The sequence below is a fragment of the Dinghuibacter sp. genome (assembly GCF_035492835.1).
Classification (GTDB): domain Bacteria; phylum Bacteroidota; class Bacteroidia; order Chitinophagales; family Chitinophagaceae; genus Dinghuibacter.
This window is the reverse complement of record NZ_DATJIY010000017.1, coordinates 1-22246: the sequence shown is the minus strand read 5'-3', so window position 1 is coordinate 22246 and position 22246 is coordinate 1. Positions and strand designations below refer to the sequence as shown.

General features: G+C 57.7%; 19 protein-coding genes. 11 read left to right on the top strand and 8 right to left on the bottom strand.

Translation table 11 applies throughout. From position 1 onward, the window contains the following. Positions 1-1871, bottom strand: a 1871-nt coding sequence (gene acs, locus VL547_RS01860) for an acetate--CoA ligase (protein WP_325574566.1), incomplete at its 3' end; no start/stop codon positions are given. Between the two features lie 46 nt (positions 1872-1917). Here acs and gldA point away from each other — a divergent pair. The 6 genes from gldA (at position 1918) to VL547_RS01830 (ending at position 7899) form a co-directional block, all read left to right on the top strand. Then, the gene (gene gldA, locus VL547_RS01855) at positions 1918-2832 is read left to right on the top strand and encodes a gliding motility-associated ABC transporter ATP-binding subunit GldA (protein WP_325574564.1); all 915 of its coding nucleotides are present in this window, start codon (positions 1918-1920) and stop codon (positions 2830-2832) included. A 27-nt stretch (positions 2833-2859) separates the two neighbouring features. Continuing rightward, the gene (gene eno, locus VL547_RS01850) at positions 2860-4140 is read left to right on the top strand and encodes a phosphopyruvate hydratase (protein ID WP_325574562.1); all 1281 of its coding nucleotides are present in this window, start codon (positions 2860-2862) and stop codon (positions 4138-4140) included. Positions 4141-4403: 263 nt separating this feature from the next. Continuing rightward, a complete protein-coding gene (locus VL547_RS01845; RefSeq protein ID WP_325574560.1) occupies positions 4404-4706 on the top strand; it encodes an FtsB family cell division protein in 303 nt (100 codons plus the stop codon). 139 nt (positions 4707-4845) lie between these two features. After that, entirely contained in the window at positions 4846-5079 is a 234-nt protein-coding gene (locus VL547_RS01840; RefSeq protein WP_325574558.1) for a hypothetical protein, read from the top strand. Between the two features lie 7 nt (positions 5080-5086). After that, a complete protein-coding gene (gene nth, locus VL547_RS01835) occupies positions 5087-5740 on the top strand; it encodes an endonuclease III (RefSeq protein ID WP_325574556.1) in 654 nt (217 codons plus the stop codon). A gap of 5 nt (positions 5741-5745) precedes the next feature. Continuing rightward, positions 5746-7899 (top strand): FUSC family protein, encoded by a 2154-nt coding sequence (locus tag VL547_RS01830; protein WP_325574554.1) that lies wholly within the window; start codon positions 5746-5748, stop codon positions 7897-7899. Positions 7900-7917: 18 nt separating this feature from the next. Here VL547_RS01830 and VL547_RS01825 read toward each other — a convergent pair whose 3' ends face one another. After that, positions 7918-9762, bottom strand: a complete 1845-nt coding sequence (locus VL547_RS01825) for a 2-oxoacid:acceptor oxidoreductase subunit alpha (RefSeq protein ID WP_325574552.1) — start codon at positions 9760-9762, stop codon at positions 7918-7920. A 159-nt stretch (positions 9763-9921) separates the two neighbouring features. Between VL547_RS01825 and VL547_RS01820 the strand changes: the two genes are divergently transcribed. Then, the gene (locus VL547_RS01820) at positions 9922-10278 is read left to right on the top strand and encodes a hypothetical protein (protein WP_325574550.1); all 357 of its coding nucleotides are present in this window, start codon (positions 9922-9924) and stop codon (positions 10276-10278) included. Here VL547_RS01820 and VL547_RS01815 read toward each other — a convergent pair whose 3' ends face one another. Beyond that, positions 10279-10890 (bottom strand): DNA-3-methyladenine glycosylase 2 family protein, encoded by a 612-nt coding sequence (locus tag VL547_RS01815; RefSeq protein WP_325574548.1) that lies wholly within the window; start codon positions 10888-10890, stop codon positions 10279-10281. Positions 10891-10975: 85 nt separating this feature from the next. On the opposite strand from VL547_RS01815, the gene VL547_RS01810 reads away from it, so the two are divergent. Both VL547_RS01810 and VL547_RS01805 read left to right on the top strand, forming a co-directional pair. After that, positions 10976-11788 carry a UDP-2,3-diacylglucosamine diphosphatase gene (locus VL547_RS01810; RefSeq protein WP_325574546.1) on the top strand — a complete coding sequence of 271 codons (813 nt, stop codon included), beginning with the start codon at positions 10976-10978 and terminating at the stop codon, positions 11786-11788. Positions 11789-11801: 13 nt separating this feature from the next. Then, on the top strand, positions 11802-12980 hold the full coding sequence (locus VL547_RS01805; RefSeq protein ID WP_325574544.1) for a glycosyltransferase family protein: 1179 nt from the start codon (positions 11802-11804) through the stop codon (positions 12978-12980). On the opposite strand, the gene cysS is transcribed toward VL547_RS01805, so the two are convergent. The 5 genes from cysS to rlmD all read right to left on the bottom strand — a co-directional run bounded on the left by cysS (position 12911) and on the right by rlmD (position 18793). Next, entirely contained in the window at positions 12911-14416 is a 1506-nt protein-coding gene (gene cysS / locus VL547_RS01800) for a cysteine--tRNA ligase (RefSeq protein WP_325574542.1), read from the bottom strand. The two genes, VL547_RS01805 and cysS, sit on opposite strands and share 70 nt — an antisense overlap. Before the next feature lie 39 nt (positions 14417-14455). Beyond that, complete coding sequence (locus tag VL547_RS01795; protein ID WP_325574540.1) at positions 14456-15604, bottom strand: endonuclease/exonuclease/phosphatase family protein; 1149 nt, start codon at positions 15602-15604, stop codon at positions 14456-14458. A 5-nt stretch (positions 15605-15609) separates the two neighbouring features. Then, positions 15610-16548 (bottom strand): rhomboid family intramembrane serine protease, encoded by a 939-nt coding sequence (locus tag VL547_RS01790; protein ID WP_325574539.1) that lies wholly within the window; start codon positions 16546-16548, stop codon positions 15610-15612. Between the two features lie 74 nt (positions 16549-16622). Beyond that, positions 16623-17288 carry a rhomboid family intramembrane serine protease gene (locus tag VL547_RS01785; protein ID WP_325574537.1) on the bottom strand — a complete coding sequence of 222 codons (666 nt, stop codon included), beginning with the start codon at positions 17286-17288 and terminating at the stop codon, positions 16623-16625. A 62-nt stretch (positions 17289-17350) separates the two neighbouring features. After that, positions 17351-18793, bottom strand: coding sequence for a 23S rRNA (uracil(1939)-C(5))-methyltransferase RlmD (gene rlmD / locus VL547_RS01780; protein WP_325574535.1), 1443 nt, complete (start codon positions 18791-18793; stop codon positions 17351-17353). A 44-nt stretch (positions 18794-18837) separates the two neighbouring features. Between rlmD and VL547_RS01775 the strand changes: the two genes are divergently transcribed. Both VL547_RS01775 and VL547_RS01770 read left to right on the top strand, forming a co-directional pair. Continuing rightward, positions 18838-20337, top strand: coding sequence for a redoxin domain-containing protein (locus tag VL547_RS01775; RefSeq protein WP_325574533.1), 1500 nt, complete (start codon positions 18838-18840; stop codon positions 20335-20337). Next, positions 20337-22244: a peptidylprolyl isomerase gene (locus VL547_RS01770; protein WP_325574531.1), complete on the top strand. Its 1908-nt coding sequence runs from the start codon at positions 20337-20339 to the stop codon at positions 22242-22244. The genes VL547_RS01775 and VL547_RS01770 overlap by 1 nt, the downstream gene beginning before the upstream one ends. Positions 22245-22246 lie beyond the last annotated feature (2 nt).

The window sequence follows — 22246 nt, the reverse complement described above, 5'->3', positions numbered from 1 at the left end:
AGGAGCGTCGTGGTATCACCCAGGTTCTGCAACTCCCCTTCCGCGATCTTCCGAAGGATGCGCCGCATGATCTTGCCGCTGCGCGTCTTGGGCAATCCATTGACGAACTGGATCTTGTCGGGTTTGGCGATCGGTCCGATGATGCGGCTGACGGTGGCGGAGATGTCCTTGCGGACCAGCTCCTCTTCGCTCATTTTACCATTGTAGATGACATAGGCGTAAATCCCCTGCCCCTTGATATCGTGCGGATACCCGACGACGGCGCTTTCCACGACGCCGTGGTGCATATTGATCGCGTTCTCTACTTCCGCGGTCCCGATGCGGTGGCCGCTGACGTTGAGCACGTCGTCGACCCGGCCGGTGATGCGGTAATTGCCATCCGCATCGCGGAGTGCGCCGTCACCGGTAAAATACAAACCCGCATAGGTGGAAAAGTAGGTCGTGCGGCAACGCTCGTGGTCCCCGTACGTAGTCCTGATGATGGATGGCCAGGGGAATTTGATGCAGAGATTCCCGCTCACGTCGTTACCGGGCACTTCCTTCCCGTTCTCGTCGACCAGCACCGGTTGTACGCCCGGTAGCGGGAGGGTGGCGTATGAAGGTTTGGCGGGTGTGACGCCGGCCAGGTTCGAGATCATGATACCCCCGGTCTCCGTCTGCCACCAGGTATCGACGATGGGACAGCGGCCTTTGCCGATCATTTCGTCATACCAGTGCCAGGCCTCCTCGTTGATGGGCTCCCCCACGGTCCCGAGCACCTTCAGGGAATCCAGCTTGTAGGGCGACACGAAATCGGTCCCAAAGACCATCAGGGATCGGATGGCCGTGGGCGCGGTGTACAGGACGTTCACCTTGAACTTGTCGGTGATGGCCCAGAAACGGCCGGCGTCCGGGAACGTAGGGATGCCTTCGAACATCAGCGTCGTAGCCCCCGCGCTCAGCGGCCCGTAAACGATATAGCTGTGCCCGGTGATCCAGCCGATATCCGCGGTGCAAAAATGTACGTCCCCCGGTTTATATTGAAATACGTTGACAAAGGAGTAGTTGGTATAGATCATATACCCCGCGCTGCTGTGGACCACGCCCTTTGGCTTACCCGTGGAACCGGAGGTATACAGGATGAACAGCGGGTCTTCGGCGTCCATCGCCACCGCGGGGAAATCGGGGTTCCCTTGTGTCTCAACCCGGTTGATCTCGTCGTCCCACCATACGTCCCGGTCCTTGATCATGCTCACCGGGGTGCGCGTCCTGGTGTGTACGATAACCCTTTTTACAAAGGGGCAGGTCACCAGGGCGTCGTCGATGACCGACTTCAGGGGAATGGTTTTGTTGCCGCGGAAGGCGCCGTCGCAGGTGATTACGTATTCGGCCTGCGCGTCCTGGAGACGGTCGGCTATCGACTGTGCGGAAAAACCACCAAAGATCACCGAATGGATCGCCCCGATACGCGCGCAGGCGAGCACGGCGATCGCCAGCTCCGGGACCATCCCCATATATATACAAACCCTGTCTCCCTTTTTTACGCCGTTGTTCGCCAGCGCCCAGGCAAACTGGCACACCTTGAAGTGGAGACGACGGTAGGTAAGCACGCGATGGTGCTCCTCCGGATCATTGGATTCCCAGATGATGGCCGGCTGATCGCCCTTGTCGGCCAGGTGCCGGTCGAGACAGTTCTCGGTGATGTTCAATTGTCCCCCGATAAACCACTTCACCCTCGGTTCCTTGAAATTCCATTCCAGGACCTTGTCCCAGGGCTTTTTCCAGGTAAAAGTGGACGCGATTTCCCCCCAGAAGCCTTCAGGATCTTCTACGCTTTTTTTATACGCGGCGTGGTAGGCTTCCAGGGACCCTATCTGATACGGGTATGACATGGCAAACGATTTGAGGCCCGAATATATGAATTTAGTACGTTTGTGTATGTCCATCGCTGTAGAGCACCTGACAAAAAGATATGGCGGTCAAACCGCGGTAAACGATCTGTCCTTTTCCGTAGGCCAGGGAGAGATCGTCGGTTTTCTCGGCCCCAACGGGGCGGGTAAGTCCACGACCATGAAGATCATCACCGGTTATCTCGAAGCCGACGGAGGCACCGTAACGGTCATGGGGAAACAGGTCGGCAAAGACCCGCTCCAAACAAAAAAGGCCATCGGCTACCTGCCCGAAGCCAACCCCTTATATTATGACATGTATGTCCGCGAATTTCTCCAGTTCATCGCGGACGTCCATCGGCTGGGCAAGGCTTCCAGGACCCGGATCGACGAGGTCATCGCCGTCACCGGTCTCACGCCGGAATACAAGAAAACGATCGGGGCGCTGTCCAAGGGTTACAAGCAACGCGTAGGTCTTGCGGCCGCCTTGCTCCACGAGCCCAGCGTATTGATCCTGGACGAACCCACATCGGGCCTCGATCCCAACCAGATCATCGAGATCCGCGAGCTCATCCGGAACCTGGGGATGGACAAGACGGTCCTGTTTTCCTCACATATATTGCAGGAAGTGGAAGCCCTTTGCGATCGCGTCATCATCATCGACAAGGGAAATCTCGTGGCCGACGCCCGGCTTGCCGAGTTGCGCAATGCGGGGAACGGCGCGGAGGAAGTAACGCTCGTAGTAAAGGAAATCATCGACCCCGCGCTCTTTGCGGCCGAAGCGCTGATCACGCAGTACCGGCAGAAAGGCGAAGGGCACTGGACGCTAACCACCGTTAGTTCGGCCGATTTAAAGAAACGTTTACTGGAGCTGGCTTTGCAGAATAATTGGAACATTGTTTCTTTGCACAGCGAATCCGGAAGCCTTGAAGCGATATTCCGCTCCCTGACGACGCAGTCCTGATTCGCTTCACTAAAAAATTACATTGTAATGAGCTACATCGCAGAGGTACACGCCAGACAAATTTTGGACAGCCGCGGCAATCCGACCGTGGAAGTGGACGTCATCACCGAAGACGGCCAACTCGGTCGCGCCGCAGTGCCATCCGGGGCTTCTACCGGCAAGCACGAGGCCGTAGAGCTGAGGGATGGTGACAAGAGCATATACATGGGCAAGGGCGTATTGAAAGCCGTCGCCAACGTCAATGATATAATCGCGCCCGAGGTCGTAGGCATGGACGCCACCGACCAGGTAGGCATCGATGCGCGCATGATCGAGCTGGATGGCACCGAGAACAAAGGCCGTCTGGGCGCCAACGCCATTCTCGCCGTTTCGATGGCTGTCGCCAAAGCGGGCGCCGCTGAGACCGGTCTCCCGCTGTACCGCTACCTCGGTGGCGTAAACAGCACCGTTCTCCCGATACCCCTGATGAATATCCTGAACGGGGGTGTGCACGCCGACAACAAGATCGACTTCCAGGAGTTCATGATCGTTCCCATCGGCGCCGATACGTTTAGCGAAGGGCTGCGCTGGGGTGTCGAAGTTTTCCATAACCTCAAGACCGTCCTGAAGAAAAAAGGCTACAGCACCAATGTCGGCGACGAAGGCGGTTTCGCTCCCGAAATCCAGAGCAACGAAGAAGCGATCGAAACGGTCCTCGCCGCCATCGAAGCCGCGGGCTACAAAGCCGGCTCGCAGATCGCCATCGCCATGGACGCCGCCAGCAGCGAAATGTACCAGGACAACGGGACCTACACCTTTTACAAGAGCTCCAAGAAAAATATCAGCCGGGAAGAAATGGTTGCCTACTGGACCAAATGGGCGAATACCTACCCCATCGTTTCCATTGAGGACGGCATGGCCGAAGACGATTGGGATGGCTGGAAACAACTCACCGAGTCTATCGGCCGCAAGGTCCAGCTCGTGGGTGACGACCTGTTCGTGACCAACGTGACCCGCCTGGCCGAAGGCATCAACCAGGGCATCGCCAACAGCATCCTGATCAAGGTCAACCAGATCGGCACGATCACCGAAACCATCAACGCCGTACAGCTGGCCCAGTCCAACGGCTATACCACCGTGATGAGCCACCGTTCCGGCGAAACCGAGGACACGACCATCGCCGACCTCGCCGTCGCCCTCAACTGCGGCCAGATCAAGACCGGTTCCGCGTCCCGCACCGACCGCATGGCCAAGTACAACCAACTGATCCGCATCGAAGAAGCCCTCGGAGCAGCCGCCGTCTACCCCAAAGGCCTCTTCAAACTATAGACGCGCGCCCGCGCACCGGCCCACGTCTCACGACCGGCCACGACCGGCCTTCGCGCCGGCCCCGCGGGCACGCCTCTAAGCACCGGGAGTGGGGCGGGATGCCTCTTTTACCCCGTTTTTGCGAAAAGTTTCGCAAAAACGGGGTAAAAGAGGCACCTCGCCCCACTCCCTTGCTTTACAGCGTGCGAAGTCCCGCGCCGAAGCCAGCGTGCGAAGCCCCGCGAAAATGGCGCGTCAGAACCGAATTTGTTTTAACTTTAGGTATGCTGGCGAAAATTCCAAAGTGGCTCAAAAACCGATACCTCCTCACCGCGGCGGCCTTTGTCCTTTGGATCACCTTCTTCGACAGGAACGACCTGTTCACGCAAAGGGAACGGGCGAGAGACCTGAGGAATCTCGAAAAAAGCAAGACTTACTATTCCAATCAGATAGACGCGGCAAAAAAAGAATTGAACCAGATGAGCCACGATCCGAGCGCCCTGGAGAAATACGCAAGGGAAAAGTACCGGATGAAAAAGGACAACGAGGACGAATTCACCATCGACGACAGTCCCGCCACCAAATAGCCGTCCCTGAACACGCCGCTAAACCACAACGACCTGTAAAGCACCTAGTTAGTGTTTATGTTAAGGAAATTTGGCGAGTCCCGCACAATTTTAGCGCGATAACCGCCGTTTTTCAAAAGCAAGTAACTACACACTGCCTATGCTCGACTTTACCCCGGAAAATCTGATTTCCTACCTGTACGGTGAAACAGATGAAGTGACAACGGCCCGCATCAAATCGGCTTTGGATAGCAGCTGGGCCCTCAGGGAGAAAATGCTGGTGCTGAAAACCTCCATGGACCGTTTGGACGCCGCGCCCCTTCCATCACCCTCCGCAAGCTCGGTAAACGCAATCCTGGCCTACGCCCGGGAACGGTCAAAGGTCGTACCTTAGCCGTACCATGACGATCCAGCAACGCTACCAGTTTGTCATCGACTATTTTCAGGAACACGCGCCCGACGCGGAAACAGAGCTCATCTACGACAGCCCCTATCAACTCCTGGTAGCGGTCATCCTGTCCGCGCAATGCACCGACAAGCGGGTCAACATGACGACACCCGCGATCTTCGCACGTTACCCGGACGCGGAATCGCTGGCCAAAGCGAAGGTGGAAGACGTCTTCGGCCTCATCAAAAGCATCTCCTATCCCAACAACAAGGCCAAGCACCTCGTGGGCATGGCGAATATGCTCGTGGATGATTTCCACGGGGAGGTCCCTCTTACCGTGGACGAGCTGATCACCCTGCCCGGGGTGGGCCGCAAGACCGCCAACGTGATCACGTCGGTCGTCGACAACCAGCCCAATATGGCGGTGGACACCCACGTCTTCCGGGTGGCCGCCAGGATCGGCCTTACGCGGAATGCAAAGACGCCGCTGGCCGCCGAACGGCAGCTCATCAGCCACATCCCCGAAATACTGATCCACAAAGCGCACCACTGGCTGATCCTGCACGGGCGTTATGTCTGCGTTGCCCGTAACCCCAAGTGCGAAGAATGCGGCCTCCAACCCGCCTGTATCTACTTTCAAAAGCTGCTGAAGACCGCAAAGTCATAAAAGGCATGGACTACGGGGCCGAATTCAAAAAATATTTTACCAGCCATCAAACCAGCCTGGCGGTTCGGGTCACGATAAGCGTCGTCCTTCCTCCCATCGTGTTTTATTACCTGGGCCTGCTGCCCATCGGCGCGGCCATGTCACTTGGCGCGCTCTGCACCAGTCTCACCGATACCCCGGGTCCGCCGCACCATCGCCGCAACGGCTTTTACGCCAGTATCGCGCTGAATGCCGTCACAGCGGTTGTCGTGGGTTTTACCAACGCCTGGCACGTCGTGCTGGGTGCGGAGATCGTCGTCCTCGGTTTCCTGTTCAGCTTTATCGCCGTCTATGGCGTCAGGGCCGGCAACGTCGGTATCCTCGCCCTCCTGGTGCTGATCCTCAACATCGACTCCCGCCGGTCCCAGGTACAGGTTGTGCTCAACGGCCTCTACATCGCCGCCGGCGGCGTCTGGTATGCCTTTTTAAGCCTGGTGCTTTATACGATATTCCCTTACCGGCTGGCGCAACAGGCGGTGGGCGAGTCCATCATTTCCGTGGCCCGCTATTTCCGTATCAAAGCCCGTTTTTATGCTACCGGCGACAACTTCGACGACGCCTACGACGACCTGATGAAAGAACAGGTCGTCCTCCAGCAACAGCAGGACCAGGTCCGGGAATTGTTGTTCAAGACCCGGCGGATCGTAAACGACTCGACGCCCAAGAGCCGGGTATTGCTGATGATGTTCGTGGATTCGGTGGACCTCTTCGAGATGATCCTGTCTTCCCAGCAGGATTATCGTTTCCTGCACGAGCAGTTCGATGGAACGGGCATCCTGGAAGACTTCCGCGACGTCATAACCGCCATGGCGGACGAGCTCGAGGCCATCGGGATCGCGGTCCAGGCGTCGGAGGGGTATAAGGGCGCCGTCGCGCCGCTGCAAGAGCTACAACGCCGGCTCGACGCGCTGGACAGGCAACCGCACAACCAGGAAGGCTACATCAGTCTCCAACACATACTCCATAATATACGCGATATACAGGAACGGATGAACCGCCTCAGCTTGTACACCCACTACGACCAGCTCACGGCGGCTGGGTACAAGGGCGAGATAGACTATACCCGTTTCATCACCCACCAGCCCATCGACGCCGAGGTATTCGCCGATAACCTGACCCTACGCTCCCAGGCCTTTCGCCACGCCCTCCGGCTCTCGCTGGCGATGCTCGTCGGCTACGTCGTATCCCGTTTTATGCCCTGGGGTCACGGTTATTGGATCGTGATGACCATTTCGATCATCCTCAAACCCCTGTTCGGTTCTACCCGGAAGCTCTATTTCCAGCGGCTGGGGGGCACGCTCGTCGGCGCGGCGGTCGGGGGGTTGGTCCTCTATTTCGTCGCGGGCAACCCGGTGCTCCTGGGCATCATGGTTGTCGCCATGATCATCGGGTACAGCATGCAAAAAAGGGACTACTTCGTGTATTGCATCTTCCTGACCGTATTCGTCCTGATCGCCTTTCACCTGTTGTACGGCCACGACTTCAGGGAAATCCTCCGTGACCGGGTGTACGATACGGTCATCGGGTCGTGCATAGCCCTGGCGGCAAGCTTTGTATTCCTGCCCGTCTGGTCGCACGAAACGATGCGGGAATCGATGCGGGAAATGATCCGCGCCAACCAGCGCTACTTCAGCCTCGTCGCCCGTGCCTATACGGGCAGGCGCGCCATGGTGGCAGATTTCAAGGTGGCCCGCAAGGACGCCTTCGTCGCCCTGGCCAACCTTTCCGACAATTTCCAGCGTATCCTGACCGAGCCCCGCTCCAAACGGAAGAACGTCCCCTTTATGCACCAGTTCGTCGTGTCCAGCCAGATGTTTGCCGCGCACACCGCTTCGCTGGCGTACTACGACCAAAGTTTGCAAAGACAAAATTCCTTGGGGGACTTTGATGCGATGGTGCGGGACGTCAACTTCCACCTCGACAACGCACGGCTGTTATTGGGCGACAAGGTGGAGCAAGGGACCCCTGAAGCCATACCTGCGCCGCGGGAGGGCGACGCCGCCTATAAGACCGTCGAAGACCAGTTCGAGATACTTCATACCCTTTCCAGGGATATCGAAAAAGCCGTGCGGAAATACGGGTCGACCCTCACGGAGCCGGCGGGCGCCGATGCGGTTTAAAAGCCGCGGCACACTCCATTATATATACTTGCGCAATTCCGCCACCAACTCCGCCTTGGTAATAGGTATCCCCATCGTCTTGTGAAACCCTTTGGCATCCACCAGGTACTTATCCCGGATGATCTTGATCAGCTGCCCATTGTTTATCTCGGGGATTAAAATGGTCTCGTACTGATCCAGCATATGCCCCAGGTTCCGCGGTAGCGGCCGCAGGTAGCGGATATGCGCGTGCGCCACCGCGTGGCCTTCGGCCAGCATCTCCTGGACCGCGCTTTTGATCGCGCCATAGGTGGAGCCCCAACCCAGGACCAGCACCTTTCCCTTGGCGGGACCCGCGTCCAATGTCTGCTCGGGTATGTATTCCGCAATCATTTCCACCTTTTCCTGGCGGATACGCACCATCTGCTGATGGTTTTCGGGATCGTAGCTGACGGCGCCGGTGACGTTTTGCTTTTCCAGACCGCCGATCCGGTGCTCCAGACCGGGCGTGCCCGGGACGGCCCACGGCCGCACCAGCTTTTCGTCCCGCAGATAGGGCTGGAACTTGTCTTCCCCGATCGCCAGGTCGGTCTTGAAGGAGACGTCGATGGCGGGAAGGTCCGCGCTTTGCGGGAAACGCCAGGGCTCCGCCCCGTTGGCGATGTAGCCGTCGCTGAGGAATATCACCGGGGTCATGTGCTGGACCGCTACGCGGACCGCTTCATAGACGCCATAAAAACAATCGCTGGGGGTCGATGCGGCGATCACCGGCATCGGACTTTCGCCGTTCCGGCCGTAGTACGCCTGGAGCAGGTCGCTTTGTTCGGTCTTGGTGGGGAGACCGGTGGACGGACCGCCCCGTTGCACGTCGATGATGAGCAGGGGGATTTCCAGCATCACCGCCAGCCCCATGGCTTCCGACTTCAGCGCCATCCCCGGGCCCGACGTCGTCGTTACGCCAAGCGACCCGCCATAGCTCGCGCCGATGGCCGCGGTAATACCGGCGATCTCGTCTTCCGCCTGGAAGGTCTTTACCCCGAAGTTCTTGTACCGGCTCAGCTCGTGCAGGATATCCGAGGCAGGCGTGATGGGATACGTGCCCAGGAAGAGCGGCAAAGCGCTCTTCTGCGACGCCGCGATCAGGCCGTACGCCAACGCCTGGTTGCCCATGATCGACCGGTAGACCCCGGGCTCCATCCGCGCCTTGGAAACCTGGTAACGCGTGGTGAAGGCTTCGGAGGTGTCCCCGAAGTGATAGCCCGCCTTGAGCGCCTTGATATTGCTTTGGAGGATCTCCTCCTTTTTGCCGAATTTCTCTTCCAGGAAGCTGATCGTGCTGTCCAGGTTGCGGTTGTACATCCAGTAGAGGTACCCCAGCACGAACATGTTCTTGGCGCGGTCCTTTTCCTTGGTCCCCAGGGTATATTCCTTGAGGGCCTCGCGGGTCATTTTGGTGACGTCGATCCTCACGACACCATAGTTGGACAGGCTGCCGTCCTCCAGCGGGTTGACGCCGTCGGGATACCCTGCCAGCCGGAGGTTCTTGGCGTCGAAACCGTCTTCGTTGACGATGATCCGTCCGCCCTTTTTTAGCCCTTTCAGGTTGACCTTGACCGCGGCGGCATTCATAGCCACCAATACATCATATTGATCGCCAGGAGTATAGATTCTATCGCTCGAAAAGTGCAACTGAAAGCCGCTTACCCCCGGCAACGTACCCTGGGGCGCGCGGATTTCCGCGGGAAAGTCCGGGAAAGTGGCCAGGTCGACCCCCAGCAGGGCTGTATTGTTGGTAAATTGACTCCCCGTCAGCTGCATCCCATCCCCCGAATCCCCGGCGAATTTGATCACTACGTCCTGTACAATTTCATTTTGACGCTCCATACGCACCATTTAGGGCGACAAAGTTAGTACTTAATGGCTTTCGGGACAGGCATTTATCCTGTGGATGCAGAAAACGCCCGTTAGTATGGCGATCCAGTAGGCTAGAGGCTCTGGCACAGGCCTTGTAATTGCTTATTGGTTAACCTAATATAGATTTTTATGAAAAACACCCTGAATAACCTGCTGGCCGCGGCGATGATCGCCACCGCCTGCTCTTTCATAGCCCCGGCCGGGAACCTGGCCACGCCACCAGAGCCCGCGGCTACAAAAACCGAAGGAACCAGTATCAAGGGCCGCGTCGACCCGCTGGACGCCGCGGTCACCGCCGTCGCTATCTCCGCCACCGACTCGGTCACAACCGCGGTAACCGATGGCATGTTCCTCCTGAACGTCCGCCACGGCACCTACAAGCTGATTATCGTAGCCAAGGCCCCCTACAAAAACGTGATCAAGGACAACGTCGAGGTCGCCGACGGGAATACCACCGACGTGGGGACCATACGGATGCAGGAGTAGCTACTTCCCATCCTTGTGCCGCCAGAGGTGCATGCACGCGTACGTCCGGTAAGGACTCCACTTCGCGGAAATGCGCAGCATCTTCTCCCGGAAGGCCTTTTTGTCCTCCATCTTCAACCGGTAAATCGCGGCAACCGCCTGCTGCAGCCCCAGGTCGTCGGCCGCAAACACGTCGGGCCGCCCCAGAGTGAACATCAGGATCATCTCGACGGTCCACCTCCCTACTCCCTTGATCTGGGTCAAATACGAGATAACCTCGTCGTCCGTCATCGCCTGTAACTGCCCAAAACCCATCCCCTCCGAAAGCGCGAACCGCGCGATATTCTGGACATAACCCGTCTTGGCGCCGGACAACCCGATCGCCCGGAGCGTTTCCGGCGGCGTATCCAGGACACGCAGGGGCTCCGGCTTTCCGCCGTAGAGGTCGACAAAACGCCCCCGGATAACCGAAGCCACGCGCGTAGAGAGCTGTTGGGACATGATCGCCCCCGTTAGGTTCAGCCAGACGTCTTCCGACGGGGCCAGGATAACCGGCTTATCCAGCGCCAGCAAGGGCGCCAGGCGTTTGTCCAGGGACAGGTGGGCGAGGTAAGCCGGGCGTTTGGATGCCATACTGAAGGGATTTTGGTAATAATAAATTAAAATTAATTATACATTCTGATAACAATGGAATTCAAACTTTGACAAACCTCTATTGGTGAAAAAGCATTACAAGACGATCGTCCTATCCGACCTCCACCTGGGCATCAAGAACTCGAGGGTAAAGGAAGTGGTGGAATTCCTGAAAGGCCATAGCTGTGACACGTTAATCCTCAACGGCGACATCATAGACGGTTGGCAATTGAAGAAATCCGGTAGCTGGAAAAGCAAACATACCAAGTTCTTCAAGTTGATCATGAAGTGGATTGCCAAAAACGACACGAAGGTCATCTATCTCCGCGGCAACCACGACGACTTCCTGGACGAAATCCTCCCCTTCTCCCTGGGCAATTTCTCGATCAAGAAGCACCATATCCTGCATAGCGCCGACAAACGCTACTACGTCGTCCATGGCGACATCTTCGACACCGTCACCACCAAGCTCAAATGGCTGGCTAAATTAGGGGATGTCGGGTACACCTTCCTCCTCTGGCTCAACCGCCACTACAACAACTACCGGGTCAAAAAGGGCCTGCCCTACTATTCGCTTTCCCAAGTTGTCAAGCAGAAGGTAAAACAGGCCGTCAGCTTCATCTCCGACTTCGAAGAGCAGCTGGCCGAGGTCGCCAAGGCCAACCGCTGCCACGGGGTCATTTGCGGACATATTCACCAGCCCGCCAACAAAATGATCGGAAATATTCACTATCTTAACAGCGGCGACTGGGTCGAAACGCTCAGCGCCCTTGTTGAGGATGAAGCAGGAAACTGGGAAGTGATCTTTTACTCCGAGTGGATAAAATCGCAAACCGCTCCCGCTCCCGAATCTATGATCGCACCGGCCACAGAGGGATGGGTCTTACAGCCCGCTTAAAGATGTTGAAGGTATGGAAAGCCGTTCATTTATTTTTGCCGTACAGGGGGAGGGAAGAGGGCACCTCACGCAGGCCATTTCGGTGTACGAGATGCTGGTCAGCCGCGGCTTCAAGGTACACGCCGTCCTGGTAGGCACCAGCCAGCGCCGCGAATTGCCCGAGTTCTTCAAAAGGAAGATCCCCGTCCCGATCATCCCCTTCCAGAGTCCCAATTTCACCACGGACCCCAAAAACAAATCGATCCGGCTGGGCGCCACCCTTTGGAAGACCCTCAAGGGCCTTCGCAAGTACGCCAAAAGCCTCCGTCTTATAAAGGATACCATCCACCAGTACCAGCCCGACGCCGTCATCAACTTTTACGAGCCCCTGGTCGCCTGGTATTCACGCCGCCGGCAGGGTAACACCCGCGTGATCGGCATCGCCCACCAGTACGTCTATCTCCATCCCGAATTCGAATTCCCCGAAGGCCGGCGCATGGACCGGCTGATCATCCGGAACTATACGCGCCTGTGCGCCATGGGCGCCGACACCCTGCTGGGTCTGTCGTTCTATCCCCTGCCCCCGGGGCCCAACCAGAAGCTCAAGGTGCTCCCGCCCCTGCTCCGTAAAGAGGTCTTCGAGCAGGACATCCATTCGCAACCCTTCCTGCTGGCCTATGTGCTGAACGCCGGGTATATGCAGGACATCATCAACTGGCATAAGGCCCACCCGGATACCGAGCTGCACTGCTTTACCGACAGCAAGGCGGTAAAAGGCAAATGGCGTTACGACGACACCCTTTGTTTCCATTCGCTGGATGACCGGAAATTCCTGACGATGATGGCCAGCTGCCGCGGCCTGGTCTGTACCGCCGGTTTCGAATCGGTTTGCGAGGCCCTCTACCTCGGCAAACCCGTCCTGATGATCCCCGTGGGCGGTCACTTCGAACAGTTCTGCAACGCCCGCGACGCCGTCAAGGCGGGTGCCGGTATATTCGACGCCGAATTCAGGATCGACCGGCTCCTCGAGTTTATCCCCCACTATACGCCGTCGGAACACTATCGCCGATGGATAAAGGGTGTGGAATACGACGTGCTGAGCGCCATCGACAAGGTCTTGCCGCCAACCGACAACGCCAACCGTCAGGTGAACGTGATACTGACGCTGCCGTCCTTCTCGTCCTTGAGCAGGACGCCCAGCTCCAACAGCTGAGTCCTTATCTTATCGGATGTCGCATAGTCTTTCTTCCCGCGGGCATCCTTGCGGAGGTCGATCAGCAGCTGCAGGACGCCTTCGAGGACTTGGTTATCCCCCCCCTTTTCATCCTGCAGACCGAAGATGTCTTCGAGGTAAGTCTTGAAATAGCGTTGTAACCGGTCGAAGGTTTCGCGGCTGAGCGCGTCAGCGCCCACGTGCTTGTCCCTTATACCATTGACCACCGGCGCCAGCTCGAACAGATTGGCCAGCGTCTTGGCGGTATTGAAGTCGTCGCTCATGAACTCATCCATGCCGTCCAGCAGCTCGTTTACCTTGGCGTCCAGCTCCGCGTCGGATGCGGACCCGGCAGGCGCTGGCAGGCGCTTCAGTACCTCATAGGCCTCCCACAGCCGCCGCAACCCCTTTTCCGCCGCCTTGAGCGCCTCGTTCCCAAAGTCGAGGGTGCTCCGGTAGTGCGTCTGGAGGATAAAGAACCGGATCGTCATCGGCGAATACGCCTGCTCCAGGAGGGGGTGGTTGCCGCTGAACAATTCCGTCAGCTTAATGACGTTGTTGTAGCTCTTCCCCATCTTCCGCCCGTTGATGGTGATCATGTTGTTGTGTATCCAATACCTGGCCGGCATCTCGTGGTTGCAGACCGTGCTTTGCGCTATTTCGCACTCGTGGTGCGGGAATTGCAGGTCCATCCCGCCGCCGTGGATGTCGAACCGTTCGCCCAGGTATTTGGTGCTCATGGCCGAGCACTCGATGTGCCAGCCCGGGAAACCCTCGCCCCACGGGGACGACCACCGCATGATGTGCTCGGGGGGCGCGTTTTTCCAGAGGGCGAAGTCGACCTTGTTGCGCTTTTCGTCCTGGTTGTCCAGTTCCCGGCCGCTGTCTTCCAGCTCCTCCAGGATACGGCCGCTCAGGATACCGTACGGCTGACCCTTTTCCTTATAGTCATGGTTGTATTTCTCGACGTCGAAATACACCGACCCGTTCGCCACGTACGCGTAGCCCGCATCCAGGATTTGCCGGATCATGTCGATCTGCTCCACGATATGTCCGGTGGCCGTCGGCTCTATGCTGGGTTCGAGGTTCCCGAATTTGCGCATGGCCCAGTGGAAGAGGTTGGTATATTTCTGGACCAGCTCCATGGGCTGGAGTTTTTCGAGCACCGCCTTCTTCGAAATTTTGTCTTCCGCTTCCCTGCCTTCCTCTTCGAAGTGCCCCGCGTCCGTGATGTTCCGCACATACCGGACCGTATACCCCAGGTGCATCAGGTAGCGGTAGACCACGTCGAAGGTGATAAAGGGGCGCGCGTGACCCAGGTGGGACTCCCCGCTCACCGTCGGACCGCAGACATACATGCCTACCCTGCCGGGGATCAGTGGGACGAATACTTCTTTTTGCCTTGTCAGGGAATTATGGACCTTCAAATCTGCCATGATGGGGCAAATTTAGCATTTGGCGGCGGCAAATCGCACTCATTTTGCGGGCAGCCTATCCGCATCCGGATCAATGCTCCCGGGATCATAAATCGTCGCCGTAATGGGAAAGTGGTCGCTCAACACCCGGGGCGTGCAGGAATACTGGTAAGCGTTGTACGAAGGATCGAAGAGGATATAGTCTATTCGGAGCGTCGGCGAAATCTGGGAAAAAGTACGGCTCCACCCGTTCCCCTTTTCCCGGAACGCGTCCTTGAGGCCTTTGACGATGGTTTCGTAGGCATAAGAGTTGGGGACGTCGTTAAAGTCGCCGCAGACGATGACCGGGTTGGGGCTATGCTCCACGACCTCATGGACCACCGCGCTCTGATCGGCGCGCCGGAGCAGCCCGGCTTTTATCTTGCCCACGATGTTCCGGCCGTATTGCTTTACCCGTTCCGTTTGCGATAAGGGCGGGCTGTCGAGAAAGGCATAGTCCTGTTTGTCGAAGTGTAGCGACTGAAGGTGTACGTTGAAAACCCGGAAGGTGTCCAGCGGCGTGACGATGTCCGCGTATTCGAAGACGTCGTTGTACTTCCGGTCCTTACCGATGATATTGGTCTGTTGCAGGATGGGGTACTTCGAAAAGATGATGACCCCGTAGTGATAGATTGTGTTGTTATAGCGGGAGTCGGCGTATAGCTCGTAGGCCACGGCATAGTAGGGGAAGCCGAGCGCGTGCCGGAAGCTCTGGATGGAATAGGGATAGGCCAGGCTGTCTGAAAAGAAAAACTCCTGGAAACAGGCTACGTCCGGGTCTTCCTTGCGGATCAGCTCGATCATATGCTGTTTGGTCGCGGGATCCTTTTTGTTGTTGAAAAAATTGAACAGGTGCACGTTCCAGCTCATCACCTTGAGCATGTTCGGGGGCTTGGGGTCACCCGCATGGTTGTCCACGTGAAAGGACATGAAAGCGCGCATCTGACCCAGCGACAGCAGTATGCCGGCGATCGATAACAGCATCCAGCGGTAACGCCGGCGTATCAGCCAGAAGAGCAGGAAAAGGAACGTAACCAGCAGCAACAACGGAAACCCGAGGGCCATGAACCCAAGCGGCCACCAAACCTTCGGGTCTACGTGGGGGATAAGGGCCACCGACAGCAGGAGGGCGACGACCAGGCTGTTAACGACGATCAGGAGCACGCGCATGGGAATCACAACTCTTCTTCTTCGCTCGCCCGCTTCAGGAACTCCCTTTCCTCTTCGGTCAGGTGCTGGTAGCCCTTTTGCGAGATCTTGTCGAGAAGCTCGTCTACTTTTTGTTGGGTGATCAATGGCGTCTTCGTATAAGGCGGATTACCCTGGTTTTTATAGAACAATTCTTTTTTGAAAACCTTTTTCTCCTTGATGTTGTTCGGGTTGAACAGGTTGATCGACCAATCGTAAAAGCGCTGCATCCACGCGCCCCAATCACGACCCCGGCGGAGTTCCTTCACGAACACGAAGCCCATGGCGGCGCCGGCCGCGTGTGATATATGAAACGCATAAGGCGCGCTACCCAGCCCCGCCAGGTCGACCACGACAAAGACCAGCGTCAGGATCCATAACGGAATCCCTCCGTTCAGCATCGGGAATATCCGGTAATCGGGAGAAACCACCGTGGTGGCCACCGCCAGCGCCATAATCCCGGGGTTGGCTCCCATGAGCTCCAGGGGAGGGACGGTCGCCTTCAGGCTGGGAGAGAGGCTACAAACCGCCATAAACACTACGCCACCCAGGAGCCCGCCATACAGATAAATGGGGATGATTTGCCGGTTCCCCGTCAGCTCCTGCATGATGTATCCAAAAGCCCAAAGCCAGAGCATATTGCTCAGGAGCAGCCAGGGGTCGGTATGGATGAACATCCCGGTGATCAGCGTCCAGGGTCTCGACGCCAGGTGCGCGACGTACCCCGGCAGGGCCACCCAATCCACCACGTCCCTTTTGAAAAGGTTTACCGCGATGGTCTGGTTGGAGACCGTGAATTTGTATATCAGCTGGGTGAACCCCAGTATGATGAATGCGATGGCGTTGATCGCCACCAGGTTCAATAGGGCATTGTTGGACTCTCCCAGCAAAATCCTGCGTCGGCTATTTCTTTCCGTGACTGCCATAAAAATCGGTGCTTCCTGGTTCTAACGTGGAAATCTGCTATAAAGTTACAAAAATGGCCGGAAGCGCACAGCCGTCAATTTAAATCCTGCCGGCGACGCTTTAGCCTCCGGTTTTGGAAGTAGACGAGCAGGAAGCCAACCAGCGCCCCGGTCAAATGGGCGAAGTGGGCTACATTGTCTCCCTGTAACCTGGCCACGCCCAAAAAGAACTCCACGACCACGTACCCCGCCACCAGCCACTTCGCCTTGATCGGAAACGGGATGGGCAGGATGATCATCTCGGCATTGGGGAAGGTATAGCCAAAAGCCACCAGGACCCCGAACACCGCCCCCGAGGCGCCATACATTACCGAGTCGACTCCGGCTCCCGCTGTATGATTGCCCAACACGGCCATGATTCCCGTATACAGCACTGCCGCCCCTATCCCACAGATCATGTAGAAATAAAAAAAGCGCCTGGACCCCCAAACGATCTCAAGGGTGCTCCCGAACATCCATAGGGCGAACATATTGAAGAAGACGTGCTGCCAGGAAACGTTGTCGTGCACGAACATGTATGTCAGGTACTGATAGGGCTGGAAGAGCGGAGACTGAAAATCGAACAACGCCAGGTGCAGTATGATCCATTGCCCCCGGGCCGCCGAGGATATCTCCAGCAGCCAGACTACTAAATTGATGATTATCAAACCCCTTACAACAGGAGGGAAACCCGGCAGGCCGAGTCGCCTGGTATTAGCCATGTATCCGATTTTACTTTAAAAATAACATTTCCGCGCCGCGCCGCAACTTCGGCGCCGCCGCATTACCGTAACTCCAGCGCCACCACGTTCTCGATGTGGTGCGTATGCGGGAAAAGATCGACGGGTTGCACCCGGGCGACCCGGTACCGCTCGTCGAGGAGCTGCAGGTCCCTGGCCTGCGTCGCCACGTTGCAGCTCACATATACCACGCGCGGCGCCCCGATCTCCAGTAGCTTGCGCACCAGCTGCTCGTGCATTCCCGCCCGGGGTGGATCGGTGATGATGACGTCCGGTCTTCCCTGTTCCCTGAAGAAAACATCGTTGCAAACGTCGACCACGTCTCCGGTAAAAAACCGCGCGTGCGTAATACCGTTGAGCCGGGCGTTCTCTTCCGCGTCGCGGATCGCGTCGCCGATCACCTCCACTCCGACCACCCGGGCCGCGCCCGCGCTCAGGTAGATCCCGATGCTGCCGGTCCCGCAATATAGGTCGTACAACGTTTCGGTTCCGCTCAGCCCCGCAAAGTCGCGGACGACGGAATACAACCTCTCCGCCTGCCGCGTATTGGTCTGGAAGAACGACTTTGGGCTGATCTTGAACCGGTAGTCTCCCAATTGCTCGATCACGTGACCCGGACCGTAATACGTAACGGGCTCCAGGTCGTGTATGCTGTCGTTCCACTTGGGGTTGATGGTATAGAGCAGGGTCGAGATCTCCGGCGCCTGTCGCAGCAAGTGGTCCATCAGTCGCGGCCCCTCCGCCCTGTCCTCGTAACCCAGCACCAGGTTGACCATCACCTCACCGGTCGTACATACCCTGACCACGAGGTTCCTCAGCCAGCCGGTATGTTGCTTGATGTCGTAAAAGGTGTATCCCTGCTCCAGGGCAAAGGCGCGCACTGTGTTCCGGATATGGTCGCTGGGCTCAGCCTGCAGGTGGCATTCGCGGATATCGATGACCTTGTCGAAGAGTCTCGGGACGTGGAAACCCAGCGCCGGCTCCGCCGGCGGCGGAGCCGGCCGCGTACCCACGGGCGCTGCCGGTGCGGCCGCCCGGAACGCGCGCATCTCTTCATCCGTGCGGTAGCGCTTATTGCTAAACGTAAACTCGAGCTTATTGCGGTAGTAACGCGTGGCTTCTCCCCCCATGATCGGCTGTACCGGTGGCAATTCCACCTTGCCAAGGCGCGTCAGGTTCTCGATAACCTCCCTCTCCTTGTACATCAGCTGCCGGTCGTACGGCAACATCTGCCACTTACAGCCGCCGCAGATACCGAAGTGCGGACAGAACGGCTCCACCCTGTCGGGCGATAGCGAAAGGAAGCGGGTCGCCTTGCCTTCCGCCCAATCCTTTTTGTTCTTTCCCAGGGTAACGTCCACCACGTCGCCGGGTACCGCGCCTTCGATAAAAATGACCTTACCATCGACTTTACCGAGTGCCTTGCCTTCTGCCGCATAATCCGTTACCGGTACGGCCGGAAGCGTCGTTTCTGTTTTTTTCCTCACCCTGCAAAAGTAGTTGATTCCCACTTTTAACGTATATTTCCGTGGTGAAATCGACTCGAATCCAACTCCTGTTGTTACTTACAGCCTGCCTGCCATCGATGGCGCTGAGGGCGCAAAAAGGCTATGAAATCAAGGTCACCTTCAAACCGTATACCCACGGCTTCATCTACCTGGCCCACTACTTCGGCAAGTCCATATACGTCAAGGACTCCCTTCCGCTCACCAACGGACAGGTGGTGTTCAAAGGGTCCGAGCCCTTGGAAGGCGGCATTTACATGGTCGTCAACCCGGGCAAAAGCCAGATGGTGGAAATGCTGATCGACAGCGGTAGCGCCCACCAGCACTTTTCGATGGCCGCCGATTCCGCCGACCTGGTGAAAGGCACCCGTTTCACGGGTTCCCCGGAAAACGAACAGTTTATCGCCTACCAGACCTACGCCGCCGCCCAGTACGCCAGAATCCGCCCTCTCCAGCAGTCCCTGGCCTCGGCCAGGATACACGCAGACTCCACCGGCCTGATCGACCAGATCCAGGCCATCAACAAGGCCACCGCGGACTACCGGGCGAACCTCACCCGACAACACCCCAACGGTTTTCTGAGCGACCTTTTCGCGCTCATGCAGGAGCCCACGATACCGCCCCCGCCAAAGCTCGCCAACGGGCGCCCCGATTCGCTCTTTGCCTATCGCTATTACAAGACGCACTACTGGGACGGGATCTCTTTCTCGGACGACCGCCTGTTGTTCACCCCCATGTTCGAGCCAAAGGTCAACGACTACTTCGCACGGCTCGTTTCCCCGGAACCGGATTCGGTGAAGGCCGAGGTCGACAACATGATCCTCTATAGCCGGGCCAGCAACATCATGTTCCGGTACTTCGTCACCAAGTTCACCAACGACTACGCCAATCCCAAATACATGGGCCAGGACGCGGTCTTCCTCGATATATTCGAGAAATACTATCAAACCGGCCAGGTCGACTGGCTGACCGAGGCGCAAAAGAAACCGATTTACGACCGGGCCTACAGCATCATGGCCAACCAGCTGGGCGAACCCGCCGCGGACATGGTCCTGCTCGATTCCGGCGACCGCAAGACTTCCTTGTATGGGGTCCAGGGGCGTTTTACGGTCGTCTGTTTCTGGGACCCTGATTGCGGCCATTGCCAGAAGGAGGTGCCCGAGCTCGATAGCATCTACAACGCCAGGTGGAAACAATTGGGCGTAAAGATTTACGCCGTGTTGATCGATACCGTCAAAACCGACGTCCAGAAGATCGTCCCCGAAAAGGCACACTGGCTGGCATACATACGGGACCATCACCTCACCGATTGGGTAAACGTCTACCAGACGCCCGCGATGAAGCAGGACGACATCGACGCCAAACGCGCGGGCTTCCGGCAGCTGTACGACGTCTACCAGACTCCGACCATTTATCTCCTCGACGAACAAAAAAAGATCATCGGTAAAAAGCTTACCTGGGAACAGGTTGACGAAATCATACAAAGGAAGTTGCAATTGAACCACTCCAATCCCGTGTCGCGCTGATGAAGAAATTTGCTTTCCTCCTCCTCTTTGGATGTTGTCTCCGGGGCTCCGCCCAAACCCTTTTCAACTACGGTCCCTACAAGGTCGACAGGAACGAGTTCCTTTGGGCCTATCATAAAAACAACGCCTTGCCGGGCGCCAGGTCGCTAAACACCTATCTACCACTTTATATCGACTATAAGCTCAAGGTCCGGTCGGCCATGGACGCCCGCCTGGACTCCGGCGCCGACTTCCTGCGGGACCAGCGGAGCTTCCGCCGCCAGCTGGCCGACCAGACGATGCGCCGGCTGGAAGGCATCGGCCGGTTGAGCCAGGAAGCCCTCCGGCGCGGCCAGACCGACGTCGCCATCGCCCAGGTTTTTGTCGGCTTTACCCGCCCCGGGGACACCGTCGAAGCATACCAGCGGATCACCGCCGCCCTCCAGCAGCTTACCGCGGGGGTCGACTTCGCCGGCGTAGCCGCTACGTATGGCACCAATCCCCAGCTCAAGGCCACCGGCGGGTATACCGGTTATATCACGGCTTTCTCCCTGCCCTACGCCGCCGAAAACATCATCTACGGACTAAAGGATGGCGCCTGGTCGGGTATATACCGGAGCCATTCGGGCTATCATATCTTTAAGTCTCTGGGCCGCCGGCCCAACCCAGGCAACCTGAAAGCCGCGCAGATCCTGGTTTCTTTTCCACCCAGGCCGACCCAGGCCCAAAAGGACCAGGCGCTGGCTACGGCAACCCGCGTTTATGACTCGCTGATGCATGGCGGCAATTGGGACAGCCTCGTGCGCCGCTACAGCGACGACAAGATGACGTACTACAACGACGGCCTTCTGCCCGATTTCACCAGCGGCGACTTCGACACCGCCTTTGAGAAAGCAGCCTTTGCCCTCGACCACAATAACGCCGTCAGCCGGCCCGTCGAGACGTCCTATGGTTATCACATCATCAAAAGGATAGGACTCCAGCCATCGTTGAAGGACAGCCTCGACAACCAACGCTGGTACCTCCTGGAGCAAAAGGTTTTTTACAGCGACCGGATGGACGCGGGCAAGGCGGCCTTTGCCGAATCCCTACTCCCCCGGCTGCGCTACCACGCCTTCCGTTTCGACACCGCCTGGTTGTTCCGCACCACCGACACCCTCCTCCGGGATCACGGCGGCGATGAATTTATCAAGCATGTCCATGAAACGGCCCTCTTTTCCCTGGACGGTAAAACCTTTACGTCCACCGACTGGTTCCGCTACCTTCTCTACCAACGAACCGGCGACATCCGCGAACAAGTAACCGCAAGCCCCGCCCTTTTGAGGTCCTTTCTCCACATTTCCGTACTCACCTGGTTCCAGGATAACCTCGACCGCTACGACGCCGACTACCGCTACCAGGCCCAGGAATTCGCCGAAGGCACCCTCCTGTTTTCCATCACCCAGACCCAGGTCTGGAACAAAGCGACCGACGACTCCCTCCAGCTCCATAAATGGTTCGACCGCCACCGCGAACGCTTCAACCTCCACCCCAGCGCCGACATCCTTTCCTTCACCGCGACCGACAGCGCCGCCATCGACGCCTTCCGCGCATCGCTGTCCAAGGACCCCGCCCACTGGCGCACCGTCCTCGGCGCCTACCCCGCCGTCACCGCCGACTCGACGCACGCCGACCTCCAGGCATTATCCATCGACTCGTCCCAGGCGCGCCCCGGCCTCATCACCACACCCGCTTTCCAACCCGACAACCGCTGGCACAGCTACGCACTCTTACGTCTCTACCCCTCCCGCCCCGCTGCCAACTACGACGAAGTAAAGGGCCTCGTCCTAAGCGATTACCAAACCTTCCTGGAACAACAGTGGCTCGCCGCGCTCCGCAAAAAATATCCCGTCACCGTCAACAAGACATTGCTCGCGCAACTACACTAGGA

Excerpts from the sequence above, each read along its gene's own strand:
- gldA (WP_325574564.1), top strand. The coding sequence starts at position 1,918 with ATGTCCATCGCTGTAGAGCACCTGACAAAAAGATATGGCGGTCAAACC.
- eno (WP_325574562.1), top strand. The coding sequence starts at position 2,860 with ATGAGCTACATCGCAGAGGTACACGCCAGACAAATTTTGGACAGCCGC.
- VL547_RS01845 (WP_325574560.1), top strand. The coding sequence starts at position 4,404 with ATGCTGGCGAAAATTCCAAAGTGGCTCAAAAACCGATACCTCCTCACC.
- VL547_RS01840 (WP_325574558.1), top strand. The coding sequence starts at position 4,846 with ATGCTCGACTTTACCCCGGAAAATCTGATTTCCTACCTGTACGGTGAA.
- nth (WP_325574556.1), top strand. The coding sequence starts at position 5,087 with ATGACGATCCAGCAACGCTACCAGTTTGTCATCGACTATTTTCAGGAA.
- VL547_RS01830 (WP_325574554.1), top strand. The coding sequence starts at position 5,746 with ATGGACTACGGGGCCGAATTCAAAAAATATTTTACCAGCCATCAAACC.
- VL547_RS01825 (WP_325574552.1), bottom strand. The coding sequence starts at position 9,762 with ATGGAGCGTCAAAATGAAATTGTACAGGACGTAGTGATCAAATTCGCC.
- VL547_RS01820 (WP_325574550.1), top strand. The coding sequence starts at position 9,922 with ATGAAAAACACCCTGAATAACCTGCTGGCCGCGGCGATGATCGCCACC.
- VL547_RS01815 (WP_325574548.1), bottom strand. The coding sequence starts at position 10,890 with ATGGCATCCAAACGCCCGGCTTACCTCGCCCACCTGTCCCTGGACAAA.
- VL547_RS01805 (WP_325574544.1), top strand. The coding sequence starts at position 11,802 with ATGGAAAGCCGTTCATTTATTTTTGCCGTACAGGGGGAGGGAAGAGGG.
- cysS (WP_325574542.1), bottom strand. The coding sequence starts at position 14,416 with ATGGCAGATTTGAAGGTCCATAATTCCCTGACAAGGCAAAAAGAAGTA.
- VL547_RS01795 (WP_325574540.1), bottom strand. The coding sequence starts at position 15,604 with ATGCGCGTGCTCCTGATCGTCGTTAACAGCCTGGTCGTCGCCCTCCTG.
- VL547_RS01790 (WP_325574539.1), bottom strand. The coding sequence starts at position 16,548 with ATGGCAGTCACGGAAAGAAATAGCCGACGCAGGATTTTGCTGGGAGAG.
- VL547_RS01785 (WP_325574537.1), bottom strand. The coding sequence starts at position 17,288 with ATGGCTAATACCAGGCGACTCGGCCTGCCGGGTTTCCCTCCTGTTGTA.
- VL547_RS01770 (WP_325574531.1), top strand. The coding sequence starts at position 20,337 with ATGAAGAAATTTGCTTTCCTCCTCCTCTTTGGATGTTGTCTCCGGGGC.